11 protein-coding genes are annotated in these 13065 nt (G+C 61.6%); 2 read left to right on the forward strand and 9 right to left on the reverse strand.

Going from position 1 to position 13065, the window contains the following annotated elements:
• Positions 1-38 precede the first annotated feature (38 nt).
• The 4 genes from J3P94_RS25560 to hutC all read right to left on the reverse strand — a co-directional run bounded on the left by J3P94_RS25560 (position 39) and on the right by hutC (position 5082).
• Positions 39-1505: a purine-cytosine permease family protein gene (locus tag J3P94_RS25560; RefSeq protein WP_305497402.1), complete on the reverse strand. Its 1467-nt coding sequence runs from the start codon at positions 1503-1505 to the stop codon at positions 39-41.
• Positions 1506-1654: 149 nt separating this feature from the next.
• Positions 1655-3343, reverse strand: coding sequence for a urocanate hydratase (gene hutU / locus J3P94_RS25565; protein ID WP_434570210.1), 1689 nt, complete (start codon positions 3341-3343; stop codon positions 1655-1657).
• Between the two features lie 462 nt (positions 3344-3805).
• Complete coding sequence (locus tag J3P94_RS25570; RefSeq protein ID WP_434570211.1) at positions 3806-4375, reverse strand: HutD/Ves family protein; 570 nt, start codon at positions 4373-4375, stop codon at positions 3806-3808.
• Positions 4372-5082, reverse strand: a complete 711-nt coding sequence (gene hutC, locus J3P94_RS25575; RefSeq protein WP_181291028.1) for a histidine utilization repressor — start codon at positions 5080-5082, stop codon at positions 4372-4374. The genes J3P94_RS25570 and hutC overlap by 4 nt, the downstream gene beginning before the upstream one ends.
• A 142-nt stretch (positions 5083-5224) precedes the next feature.
• Here hutC and J3P94_RS25580 point away from each other — a divergent pair, with 142 nt between their 5' ends.
• Entirely contained in the window at positions 5225-6589 is a 1365-nt protein-coding gene (locus J3P94_RS25580; RefSeq protein WP_434570213.1) for a formimidoylglutamate deiminase, read from the forward strand.
• A 117-nt stretch (positions 6590-6706) separates the two neighbouring features.
• Here J3P94_RS25580 and J3P94_RS25585 read toward each other — a convergent pair whose 3' ends face one another.
• Positions 6707-7276 (reverse strand): lipocalin family protein, encoded by a 570-nt coding sequence (locus J3P94_RS25585; RefSeq protein ID WP_434570215.1) that lies wholly within the window; start codon positions 7274-7276, stop codon positions 6707-6709.
• Positions 7277-7319: 43 nt separating this feature from the next.
• A complete protein-coding gene (locus tag J3P94_RS25590) occupies positions 7320-7574 on the reverse strand; it encodes a hypothetical protein (protein WP_434570217.1) in 255 nt (84 codons plus the stop codon).
• A gap of 283 nt (positions 7575-7857) precedes the next feature.
• Between J3P94_RS25590 and J3P94_RS25595 the strand changes: the two genes are divergently transcribed.
• Positions 7858-9750: a methyl-accepting chemotaxis protein gene (locus tag J3P94_RS25595; RefSeq protein ID WP_434570219.1), complete on the forward strand. Its 1893-nt coding sequence runs from the start codon at positions 7858-7860 to the stop codon at positions 9748-9750.
• A gap of 119 nt (positions 9751-9869) precedes the next feature.
• Here J3P94_RS25595 and J3P94_RS25600 read toward each other — a convergent pair whose 3' ends face one another.
• The 3 genes from J3P94_RS25600 to J3P94_RS25610 form a co-directional block, all read right to left on the reverse strand.
• Positions 9870-10466, reverse strand: coding sequence for a DUF924 family protein (locus tag J3P94_RS25600; protein WP_434570221.1), 597 nt, complete (start codon positions 10464-10466; stop codon positions 9870-9872).
• Positions 10467-10469: 3 nt separating this feature from the next.
• A complete protein-coding gene (locus J3P94_RS25605) occupies positions 10470-11480 on the reverse strand; it encodes a class 1 fructose-bisphosphatase (RefSeq protein ID WP_030141457.1) in 1011 nt (336 codons plus the stop codon).
• A 233-nt stretch (positions 11481-11713) separates the two neighbouring features.
• Positions 11714-13030 (reverse strand): DUF3999 domain-containing protein, encoded by a 1317-nt coding sequence (locus J3P94_RS25610; RefSeq protein WP_434574305.1) that lies wholly within the window; start codon positions 13028-13030, stop codon positions 11714-11716.
• Positions 13031-13065 lie beyond the last annotated feature (35 nt).

A 13065-nucleotide genomic window follows, 5' to 3' on the forward strand; every position in this document is an offset into this window, starting at 1 on the left:
ACGGCAGTCAAGAGGCTTCCAGCCCTGTCAACGTCCCATCAGACCGCTTGGATGCGGCCCGCCCTGCTCGGTTGTGCGTCAACCGCGTCCTGCTCGACCGGCAGGATCAATTGATCGGGTACTGCGCTGTGCCACTTTCTGGCGATGAGGTAATACAGCGCCGCCGGAACCACCAGACCGATGATCCACGAGATATCCACACCACCCATGGCTTTCACCAACGGGCCGGTATAGAACTTGGTGGCGATGAACGGCAACTGAACCAATACACCGAAGACGTAGACGCTGATGCCGAGGGCGTTCCAACGACCGTAGCGACCGTTCGGGTCGTTCAGTGCCGGCACGTCATAGCGCTCGCGCGTGATGCAGTAGTAGTCCACCAGGTTGATCGCGCTCCACGGCGTGAAGAATGCGAGCAAGAACAGGATGAAAGACTTGAACGCACCGAGGAACGAGTGCTGGCCGAGCAGCGCGATCAGGGTCGCGGCGCCGACGATGACCAGCACGAAGACCAGACGCTGCAACCGCGTTACGTTCAGGTGCCCGCGGAAACCGCTGATGATCGTCGCGATGCACATGAAGCTGCCGTAGGAGTTCAGCGTGGAGATGGTGACCTTGCCAAAGGCGATGCTGAAGTACAGCAGCGCAGCGGTGGCGCCGGTGCCTCCCAGGCCTACGATGTAGGCCACTTCGTGACCGGCGAACTGCCCGTTGGCCGAGGCGGCGGCAAACACGCCGAGGATCATCGCCACTTGTGCGCCAATGACTGAACCCGCGCCGGCGGCAAAAAAGGTTTTCACCGAAGACGTCTTGCTCGGCAGGTAACGCGAATAGTCCGCCACGTAGGGGCCGAAGGCGATCTGCCAGGAGGCCGCGAGCGACACCGCCAGCAGAAAACTGCTCCAACTGAAATGGCGAATTTGCAGGAGTGCGCCCACGTCCGTCTGGCTGATCAGGCGAGCGAACAGGTAGACAAAGGCAATCACACCAATGACGCTGGCGACCCGGCCAATGAAGTGGATCACCCGGTAACCGAGCACCGTCACCAGCACGATGACACTGGCGAAAATAAGGATGCCGAGACTGTCACTGACGCCAAACAACTGGCCCAGCGCCTGGCCGGAAAGCACGGTTCCCGTGGCGGTGAAACCCAGGTACATCAGGCACACCAGCACGATCGGGATGGCCGCGCCATACACACCGAACTGCACCCGGCTGGAGATCATCTGCGGCAGGCCCAGCTTGGGCCCTTGCGCGGCATGCAAGGCCATGACGCCACCGCCGAGCACCTGGCCGATCAGCAGACCGATCAACGACCAGAACACATCACCGCCAAGCACCACCGCCAACGCGCCGGTGACGATTGCCGTGATCTGCAGGTTGGCCCCCATCCAGAGGGTGAACTGGCTCAACAACCGACCGTGTCTCTCCGCTTCCGGGATGTAGTCGATCGAACGTTTCTCGATCAACGGCTTGCTGCTATCGCGTGTGCTGGTGACAGCCATGGTTCAACCTCTGTGGATTGTTCTGGAATTCGTTTGCGCCGCGTCCCTGTGGGAGCGAGCTTGCTCGCGATGGCGGTCTATCAGCCACCACATGAGCTGAATGTGCCGGCCTCATCGCGAGCAAGCTCGCTCCCACAGGGGATCCGGGATTATTTACCGGTAATCATCGGCAGGTTCAGCCCCTGCTCCTTCGCGCAATCAATGGCAATCTGGTAACCGGCGTCGGCGTGACGCATGACGCCAGTGCCCGGATCGTTGTGCAGGACGCGGGCGATACGCTCGGCCGCTTCGTCGGTGCCGTCGCAGACGATCACCATGCCCGAGTGCTGGGAGAAACCCATGCCGACGCCACCACCGTGGTGCAGCGACACCCAGGTCGCGCCACTGGCGGTGTTGAGCAAGGCATTGAGCAGCGGCCAGTCGGAAACGGCGTCGGAGCCGTCCTGCATGGATTCGGTTTCACGGTTCGGGCTGGCGACGGAGCCGGAGTCGAGGTGGTCGCGACCGATCACGATCGGCGCCGACAACTCACCGCTGCGCACCATCTCGTTGAAGGCCAGGCCCAACTTGGCGCGCTGGCCCAGGCCAACCCAGCAGATACGTGCCGGCAAGCCCTGGAAGCTGATGCGCTCGCGGGCCATGTCCAGCCAGTTGTGCAGGTGAGCGTCGTCGGCGATCAGTTCCTTGACCTTGGCGTCGGTCTTGTAGATGTCCTGCGGGTCACCCGACAGCGCGGCCCAGCGGAACGGGCCGATGCCACGGCAAAACAGCGGACGGATATACGCCGGAACGAAGCCCGGGAAGTCGAAGGCATTCTCGACGCCCTCTTCCTGGGCCATCTGGCGGATGTTGTTACCGTAGTCGAAGGTCGGCACGCCCATTTTCTGAAAGGCCAGCATGGCTTTGACATGCACGGCCATCGATTGCTTGGCGGCCTTCACCACGGCAGCAGGTTCGGTCTTGGCGCGGGCGCGGTATTCGTCCCAGGTCCAGCCGGCCGGCAGGTAACCGTTGAGCGGGTCGTGGGCGCTGGTCTGGTCGGTGACCATGTCCGGGCGCACACCACGACGGACCATTTCAGGGAGTATTTCGGCGGCGTTCCCACACAACGCGATGGAAATCGCCTTGCCTTCGGCGGTGTATTTCTCAATGCGCGCCAAGGCGTCGTCGAGGTCTTTGGCTTGCTCGTCAACGTAGCGGGTTTTCAGACGGAAATCGATGCTGACCTGCTGGCATTCGATGTTCAGCGAGCACGCACCGGCCAAGGTCGCGGCCAAGGGTTGCGCACCGCCCATGCCACCCAGGCCTGCGGTCAGGACCCAACGGCCCTTGAGGTTGGAATCGTAATGCTGGCGACCAGCCTCGACGAAGGTTTCATAAGTGCCTTGGACGATGCCCTGGCTGCCGATGTAGATCCAGCTGCCGGCGGTCATCTGGCCGTACATGGCCAGGCCCTTGGCGTCGAGTTCGTTGAAATGCTCCCAGCTGGCCCAGTGCGGCACCAGGTTGGAGTTGGCGATCAGTACGCGAGGAGCGTTGCTGTGGGTCTTGAATACGCCCACCGGCTTGCCGGATTGCACCAGCAGGGTTTCGTCGTCATTCAGGTTGGTCAGGCTTTCGACAATCTTGTCGTAGCATTCCCAGTTGCGCGCCGCGCGACCGATGCCACCGTAGACCACCAGCTCCTTTGGGTTCTCGGCCACTTCCGGGTCGAGGTTGTTCATCAACATCCGCAGCGGCGCTTCAGTCAGCCAGCTCTTGGCGGTCAGCGTGTTACCGCGAGGCGCGCGGATTTCAACGTCACGGTATTTTTCAGGTTTGCGGGTAGCGTCGGTCACAGCAAAAACTCCTCAGCGATCAATCCAGACCAGCCCGGGCAGTGGGCAGCGATTCAGCGAACGTTGCGTTGAATGCAGGCGACTCATACGCATACGTCTTTACTTGTATGTACAAGCATATGCAATCAAGCGGCCAACTTGTTGGAGCCGATGTTCAGGGACGGTTTGGGATAGAGCTCAAAGCCCTGTGATTGAAGGGCTGCCGAGCTGCATGAAATTTTTCAGAAGGGTTTTGGAGGGGGAAGTCGGAGACACACAAAAGCGTGGTATTGCGCCACGCTGGGGCGTTCGGTAACAAGTTGGTGCGCATGGAGGGAACAATTAGGTGAGCTTTTGTGGCGAGGGAGCTTGCTCCCGCTGGGCCGGTCCGACGCCTCGGGTGAAGCAGACCTAAAAAACAGGGCCGCTGCGCGCCCCAGCGGGAGCAAGCTCGCTCGCCACAACAGCGTTTTCGCCGGATTTTTAGTGGGCCGTCAGCTCAATCACGCAGCATTGACCGTGAATGGAGACATCCACCAGTGCGGTGTTACCGCTCAGTTGCAGGCAATCGTAAAGCCCCAAGTCAACGGTGGACTCCCCGATCTTGATAGCCAACCCCGGAGCCGCACTGAACACCAACACCGTCCCCGCCTCGCTGAAAAACCGCTGCTGGCCGCCCAACCATTGCAATCGTGCACGGTAACGCTGTGGCGCGTAGATCAGGTTGAAGTCACGAATCGGCCCGCCCAGCAATGTGCATTGCACGTGGCTCTCACCGCTGAACGCAAACGGGTCCAGCGGATGCAGAGGCCGCGTGGCGTGGCCATCGACGTTAAGCGTCATCCCATCACCCTGCAAGACCGTGATGATCCGCTCGTAGCCCGCGAAGGTGGAGAAACCACCGGACTCACCAATATCGGCAATCGACAGGCGCCAGCCGAAACCTTCCAGGCCGGCGCCGGCATCGCGGGTGATTTCTTCCGTGCTGCCGCCACCGTTCTTCCAAGGCATGCGCGGGTAATCCGCGGCGCGTAAAACCTTCAACTGGCTCATTTGTGGAAACGTCCTTCCAGACTGTGGCGCGAGCCTGGATGAATCAGGCGTGCGGCGGTCACCGGCTGGCGCCCCGACCAGGTGCGGCGACGAATCAACAGGCACGGCTCGCCCCTTTCGATCTGCAGCAACTTGCATTCGCTCGGCTCGGCCAGGATGGCTTCCACCACGTGCTCGCCTTCGGTCAGCGGCGCGACCTGATTCAGATAGGCGTAGGGCGTCTGGAGGGTGAAGTCTTGCTTGAGATACTCGGGCGCCACCAGCGCGTTGACGAAACGGTCCTCGATTTGCACGGGGATGTCGTTCTCGAAATGCACGATCAACGAGTGAAAGACCTTCTGGCCTTCGCGCATATCCAGGGCCAGGGCACGTTCGGAGCCGGCGGCCTCCTCTTCCAGGGTAATGACCTTGCAGGTATGACGATGACCCCGGGAGGCGATTTCATCAGCGATGTTGTGCACTTCGAACAGCGCGGACTGGCTCTTGGGCTCGGCGACGAACGTGCCGACACCCTGCATGCGCACCAACAGGCCATCGGCGGTCATCTCCCGCAGGGCACGGTTGATGGTCATGCGGCTGAAGCCCAACTGACTGACCAGTTCGCTTTCCGACGGCACGCGGTAGTGCGGCGGCCAGTTTCCACTGTCGATCTGCTGGGTGATCATCTGTTTGACGCGGGCGTACAAGGGCGCCGGACTGTCACCCATGGTTGCGGCCAGCGGCGGTTTGGCAGGCGGAGTCGGCACGGCGGTTCCCTGTTCTGCAAATTAGGTGGCTAGCTTGCCGGAGTTTACCGGCCAGGCAAACGTCTGTATATGTATATACAAATTTCAGAGATGAGGGTCAACCATGTCCGCCTTCTTTGCCGAACGCGCGCTGCTGCCTAGTGGATGGGCCAATGATGTACGTCTTGAGGTCGATGCCAACGGCATCCTGACCCACATCCAGGCCGACGCCCACGCAGACGGCGCCGAACGACTGGACGGCCCGCTCTTGCCAGGCATGCCGAACCTGCATTCCCATGCTTTCCAGCGGGCCATGGCCGGACTGGCGGAGGTGGCCGGCAACCCCAACGACAGCTTCTGGACATGGCGTGACCTGATGTACCGCCTCGTCGGGAAAATCAGCCCCGGGCAACTCGGCATTATCGCCCGCCAGCTGTACATCGAAATGCTCAAGGCCGGCTACACCTCGGTCGCCGAGTTCCATTACGTGCACCATGACGTCGACGGTGCGCCCTACGCTGACCCGGCCGAACTGGCGCTGCGCATCAGCCACGCCGCCAGCGCCGCCGGCATCGGCCTGACGTTGCTGCCGGTGCTCTACAGCCATTCCGGCTTCGGCGGCCAGGCGCCCAACGAGGGGCAGCGCCGGTTCATCAACAGCACCGAAAACTACCTGAAGCTTCAGGAGCGCTTGCAACCCGTCCTGGCCGGGCAAGCCAATCAGGCGCTGGGCTTGTGTTTCCACTCCTTGCGCGCCGTGACGCCCGGACAGATCAAGGACGTACTGGCCGCCAGCGATCAGCATTGCCCGGTGCACATCCACATCGCCGAGCAGCAAAAGGAAGTCGACGATTGCCTGAGCTGGAGTGGCGCGCGGCCGCTGGAGTGGCTGTACGAAAATACCGAAGTCGACCAGCGCTGGTGCCTGGTTCACGCAACGCACGCCAACCCCCAGGAAGTCAGCCTCATGGCCAGGAGCCGGGCGATTGCCGGGTTGTGCCTGACCACTGAAGCCAATCTTGGCGACGGGATTTTCCCGGCCGTGGACTTCCTCGCCCAAGGTGGGCGGATGGGCATCGGTTCCGACAGCCATGTGTCGTTGAGTGTGGTGGAAGAGTTGCGTTGGCTGGAATACGGCCAGCGTTTGCGAGACCAGCGGCGCAACCGGTTGTATCGAACAGACCAACCGATGGTCGGGCGCACGCTGTATGACGCCGCGCTGGACGGTGGCGCCCAGGCCCTGGGACAACCCATCGGTGCTTTCGCAGTAGGGAAGCGCGCCGATTGGCTGATGCTGGATGGCAACGATCCGTACCTGGCCACGGCCAACGGCGACGGTATTCTCAATCGTTGGCTGTTCGCCGGTGGCGATCGCCAGGTGCGGGATGTGATGGTGGGTGGCAAGTGGGTGGTGCGCGATGGGCGCCATGCCGGCGAAGAGGAAAGCGCACGGGCGTTCACCCAGGTGTTGCGCGAGCTGCTGGGCTGATCCTCATAACAACAATGTGGGAGCGAGCCTGCTCGCGAAGGCGGACCATCAATCAACTTATGTGTTGAATGTGAAGCCCTCTTCGCGAGCAGGCTCGCTCCCACAGATGTTACGGAGTCAGTCCGAAGTCTTCGCCATCTGCCGGTCCGATGCGCGCCAGACCAACCGCGTCGTGTCATAGCCCTGCTGGCGGGCCTTGCTCAGCAGTTCTTCACGCACATCCACCTTCACCGTAGGCGTGCGGGACAGCAACCACATGTAGCGCCGGCTCGGGTCGCCGACGATGGCGGTCTTGTAGTCATCGCTGACGTACAACACCCAATACTCCCCTTTTGCCACGCCCGGCAGGATCCGCGAGAACCAGGTATCGAATTCGACCCAGAGTTTGTCGGTTTTACCCGGCACTTGCGGGTAAGCCGTGCCCCTGGCCTCTTCCCATTTCCAGTCGGAAGTCAGGCAGCGGTTGAACACGTCCATGTTGCCGTCAGGCTTGAGGGTGTAATGCGCTTCGGATTGCGCGCAGTTGCGCTGGAAGTACATCGGCAGGCGGGCCAGTTCGTACCAGGTCCCTTGGTACCGCTTGAGATTGACGCTGTTGACTGTCTTGGGCGCCAACGGGTCTACGCCAGAAGAGGCACAGCCGGCCAATACCAGGCCAGCCAGAAGCACAAAAACTAACCGCATCATTATTTTTTTCTCCCGTGGGCGCTTGGCCCCGGTTTACTTCAGGTTACTTCAGGCCTTGGCCGGAAAACATCAACACTTTGTCACCGGCATACTGCACGCTGATAAAGCCTTTCTGGTCGCCCCAGGTGCAGCTGGACATGCCGAGCGCGCCCGAACAATCAGTCGGTTTCCCCAGTAACGTTTCGACTTCGGCCTTGGGCATGCCAGCCGACAGCTTCGAATAGTTTTCCTGGTTGACCTTGCTGCATGCGGTCAAGACGACGCACACAAACAGCAGGGCGATGGATCGCAGCGACATGGTGTAACTCCTGGAGCAGAAGGGAGGTGGCAGGGTGCCAACCTGATCCTTAGAAGAGAAAACCCCTGTCTGGTTCCCTCGTGCCCCTGGTATTTATTGGCTGTGCAGCGGTGTTTCATCGGAAATCAACCGGTTTGTGACGCGGTCGTGCCTTTCGTCGGGAGCGACCCCTCCACGCCTGATGGGACGGGCTTTTGCGCCGATAAAAAGTAACAGCGCAAAATCTTGCACTATGGCAAATTGGCAGCCCTTCCTGACCCGTCCCTACGCGGTAGCGTTCTTAATGACCAGAAACATGAAATTCAGCCACAAAATCCTGCTGGCTGCCGCCCTTGTGGTGGCCGTCGCATTCGCCTGTTTCATCCTGTTCAACGACTATCGTCAACGACAAAGTCTCAACACCAGCACCGAAACGTCCATGCAGGAACTCGGCAACCTGACCAGTCGCAATATCCAGACATGGGTCGAAGGCCGAATCCAATTGCTGCAATCGCTGGCCCAGCAAATAGCCATCGACGGAAACAGTGCCGAGAGCCTGAAGCGCGCCGTGGGCCTGCCCGCCTACACCGGCAGTTTCCAGCTCAGCTATTTCGGCGGTACCGACGGTGTGATGTTCTCGATACCGGCCGGTAATCGTGCCGCCGACTATGACCCGCGCGCCCGTGGCTGGTACAAGGCCGCCAATAGCGCCCAGCAGACCATCGTCACCGAGCCCTACATCGCGGCCTCGTCGGGCAAGCTGGTGATCACCGTTGCTACGCCGGTACAGCGTCAGAACCAGATGATCGGCGTGGCTGGCGCAGATATCGATCTGTCGAGCGTCAGCGCCATCATCAACTCGCTGAACTTCGGCGGCCATGGTCATGCGTTCATCGTCAGCGCCGACGGCAAGATCCTGATCCACCCCGACAGCAAGCGTGTCCTCAAGACGCTTGCCGAGGCCTACCCCAACGGCGCACCGCAAATCGGCCCGGGCCTGAAGGAAGTCGAGCTCGACGGCAAGACTCAATTCATCTCCTTTACCCAGGTCAATGGCGTACCCGGTGCCAACTGGTACGTGGCGCTGGTGCTCGATAAAGACACCGCCCTGGCGATGCTCAGTGAGTTTCGCACCTCGGCGCTGATCGCCATGGTCATTGCCGTGGTGTTCATCATTGCCCTCCTGGGCATGCTGATCCGGGTGCTGATGCAACCGCTGCTGACCATGGGCCGCGCCATGCACGATATCGCCGAAGGCGAAGGCGACCTGACCCGCCGCCTGACCATTCATGGCCAGGACGAATTCGGCGCGCTGGGTACCTCGTTCAACCGCTTCGTCGAGCGTATCCATACCTCGATCCGCGAAGTGGCATCGGCGACCGGCCAGGTCAACGAAGTCGCCCTGCGGGTGGTCAGCGCGTCCAACTCGTCGATGTACAACTCCGACCAGCAGGCCTCGCGGACCAGCAGCGTGGCCGCGGCCATCAACCAGCTCGGCGCCGCCGCCCAGGAGATCGCCCAGAACGCCGCCCTCGCCTCGCAGCATTCCAGTGAAGCCCGCAACCTGGCCGAAGACGGTCAGCAAGTGGTGGATAAAACCATCACCGCCATGCAGCAGCTGTCGGCCAAGATCAGCGATTCGTGCGGCAACATCGAAACCCTGAACAGCAACACGGTGAACATCGGCCAGATCCTGGAAGTGATCACCAGCATTTCCCAGCAGACCAACCTGCTCGCCTTGAACGCTGCCATCGAAGCCGCCCGCGCCGGTGAAGCCGGTCGCGGTTTCGCGGTGGTTGCCGATGAAGTGCGCAACCTGGCCCACCGTACCCAGGATTCGGCGCAGCAAGTGCAGAAGATGATCGAAGAGTTGCAGGTCGGCGCGCGGGAAGCGGTACTGACCATGACCGACAGCCAGCGCCAGAGCGAAAGCAGCGTCGGCATCGCCAACCAGGCGGGCGAACGCCTGGGCAGCGTGACCCAGCGCATCGGCGAAATCGACGGCATGAACCAGTCCGTGGCGACCGCCACCGAAGAACAGACCGCCGTGGTGGAATCGATCAACGTCGACATCAACGAGATCAACACGCTAAACCAGGAAGGCGTGGAAAACCTGCAGGCCACCTTGCGTGCCTGTTCCGACCTGGAACAGCAGGCGGCGCGGTTGAAGCAGTTGGTGGGCAGTTTCCGGATCTAGCGCTCTCAAGACCCATCGCGAGCAGGCTCGCTCCCACAGTTGACCGAGTTCTATCAGAGAAACGCGATCGACTGTGGGAGCGAGCTTGCTCGCGATGGCAATAGCGGCCACAACACAATTTAGAATCTGGACCCAGGCCTCTTCAGGAATTCCAGCTCCTCAGCCGTAGACTCTCGCCCCAACACCGCATTGCGATGAGGGAAGCGGCCAAACCGCGCAATGATCTTCTGATGCCGTTCGGCATAATCCAGGTTGTCCTCAAACACCGCACGCTGCGCCTCGGGCTGTTCTCGAACCAACTCGATGAACCGCGACACGGCTTCGTTCTGTACCGCGAGGTTTTCGCAATGTTCGAGCACTAGATAAATGAATACGCGCTGGATGGGCTTGAGTTGCCGGTCGAAACCCGCCGCCAGTCCCTGTGCTACCAGCGCTTGGGCACGCAGATCGCCGGAAAAACCTTCGGGGGTGTTGCGATAGATCATCCGGGGAAGTTGATCCAGTAGCAGCACCAAGGCCAGCCAACCTTCCGGGCGTTGCGCCCAATCGGTCAATCCGCCGGCCAGTGCCTGCTCGACCTGATCACCGAAGCGCTCTTGCGCCTGGCGATCATGGCCTTTGCCGAACCATAGCTTGCCCTTGTCAGCCGCGATCTCATCTGGTTTTTCGGCTGTGCCAAACCACCAATCGAGCAACGGCTGCCAGGGCTCGGCCATGGTTTACTCCTTGTGGTAAGCCGTGGCGCGGGCCACTTCTTCCTTCGAGCCGAGGAACACGGCCACGCGCTGGTGCAGGCCTTCAGGCTTGATGTCGAGAATGCGCTGGTGGCCATCGGTGGAAGCGCCACCGGCCTGCTCCACCAGGAACGACATCGGGTTGGCTTCGTACATCAGGCGCAGCTTGCCTGGCTTGGAGGGCTCGCGGCTGTCGCGCGGGTACATGAACAAGCCGCCACGGGTCAGGATGCGGTGCACATCGGCAACCATCGCGGCGACCCAGCGCATGTTGTAGTTCTTCTTCAGCGGGCCTTCTTCGCCGGCCAGCAACTCGCTGACGTAGCGTTGTACCGGGGCTTCCCAGTGACGCTGGTTGGACATGTTGATGGCGAACTCCTGGGTGGTCTCAGGAATGGTGATGTCTTCGTGGGTCAGGACAAAACTGCCCATCTCGCGATCCAGGGTGAAGCCTTTCACGCCGTCGCCCAGGGTCAGTACCAGCATGGTCTGAGGCCCGTAGATGGCATAGCCGGCGGCGACCTGTTCGGTGCCTGGCTGCAGGAAGGCCTTTTCGTTCAGCGCTTCGTTCTGGCTCAGGTACTCGTTCGGGCAACGCAGTACCGAGAAGATGGTGCCGACCGGCGCGTTGATGTCGATGTTCGACGAGCCGTCCAACGGGTCGAACACCAGCAGGTAGGCGCCCTTGGGATACTTGCCCGGGATCTGGTAGGCATTGTCCATTTCCTCGGACGCCATGCCGGCCAGGTGACCGCCCCACTCGTTGGCTTCGAGCAGGATTTCGTTGGACAGTACGTCGAGCTTCTTCTGCACTTCGCCCTGCACGTTCTCGGTGCCCATGCTGCCCAGGACACCACCCAGCGCGCCCTTGGAGACGGCGTGGCTGATTTCCTTGCACGCACGCGCCACCACTTCGATCAAAAAGCGCAGATCGGCAGGGGTATTGTTGCTGCGGGTCTGCTCAATCAAATAGCGACTCAAGGTAACGCGGGACATGGACGGCTCCGAAGAATAGGGGGCGGAAAACCCGCGCAGTTTAGCGCGAGTCGGGAGTTAATTCCTCCTATGAGACGGGATATGGAGGATTGAGTTCACGGGGTGTCGGTTCGCTTGGGTATTTCTGTTGATTGCAGGACGTCATCTCGAGCAGGCTCGCTCCCACAGTTGACCGAGTTGTTCCGACGAACGCGGTTTATCGTGGGAGCGAGCTTGCTCGCGATGAACACACCTCAGTTCTTGACCGGTGGCTTGCGCAACAGGCTGAACGCCATCGCTGCGAGGAACAGCACACTCAGCAGCAAGACCGCCCACAAGCCGATTTTTTTCCAGTTGGTCTCGACGGGCGCAGGCGTGGTTTCGACTCTCGGGGTCGACGTGGCCGTGCCGTTCACCGTTGCCGTACCCAACGTCGCCAGCCGCGAAGGTTTGTAGTCGGGCACCAGCGTGGTCAACGGCAAACTGGCCGCCTTGACTGTCGAGCTGCCCAGCGCCAGGCGCCAGGGGCCCTCGCCGCGCGCCAGGAACACCACCTGGGTCGGACGCACGGCAAAGCGCAGGGCCGGGGCCTCGGCGCCCAGACCGCCGCCGCGCTCGTCCACCGTCAGCTTCAGTTGTTGAACGGTCTGGCCGGACAGCTGCAGCTGGTTTTGCAACACGTCCTGGCCATTCTGGGTCAGGCGATAGAGCAGACCGCTGCCCATCAGCTGCCAGGGTTGGCTGCTTTCGCGGCGACCGGCCAGGGTCGCCGGCGCCAGGGTGTTGGCCTGGCTCAACTCGATCTGCACCTGTTCGACGTTCAACCCCATGGGTAACTGCCAGGTGTATTCGCCGGCCTTGGTCGTGCCACCGGCCAGCGGCTGCGACCAGACCAACGGCAGTGGCAGGCTTTCGCGGCTGGCGCTTTGCAGCTGGGCCGAGGTCAATACGGGCGCCGAGGACGGCGAATCCCACAGCAGTCGCAAGTAGCGCGCCGACTGCCCCGGCAAGCTCACCTCATGCTGCTCGACCCGTTCATCGGCAAACGTCAGCCGCGCGATCTGGCCTTCGCCCCACGGCTGCCAGTGCTGCAAGTCGTCGCTGGCTTCGATGGTGAAACGCTGGAAGCCATCGCGCTCGCTGGTCCAGTCGAGGATCAGTTGCTGCAACGGCGCCTTGATAGCGCTGGCGTCCAGCAACCAGCCGCGCAACTCTTCCTCGCCCGCCTCGAGCCGACTGGACGGCTGGACTTCCACCAGCGTGCCGTTGGCGTTCGATTGCACACGCACGCTGGGCGCACGCTCGCTGTCATCGGCGGCGTTGTACAGCGGGAACCATTTCACATCGGTGAGCGTGCGACTTTCCCGGCTCTGCGCCGACTCGCGAACCAATGCGTAGGCCTGGGCCTGGCCCGCCGCGTTGAAGACCCGCAAGTCGCTCAGGTCGGTCTGGCGCGCCTGCAACTGCACGTCCAGCGGCAACGCCAGGCGATACCACGGCCCCTCCCCGCTCAAGGCCAACGGCACCTGATGGGCGAAGTCTTGCGGTTGTTCCTGTGCCGCGGCCGACATGGCCACCCACAATCCCACCACGCCCAGCCCGATTC

The sequence above is a fragment of the Pseudomonas sp. Z3-8 genome (genome assembly GCF_051131975.1).
Taxonomy (GTDB): Bacteria; Pseudomonadota; Gammaproteobacteria; order Pseudomonadales; family Pseudomonadaceae; genus Aquipseudomonas.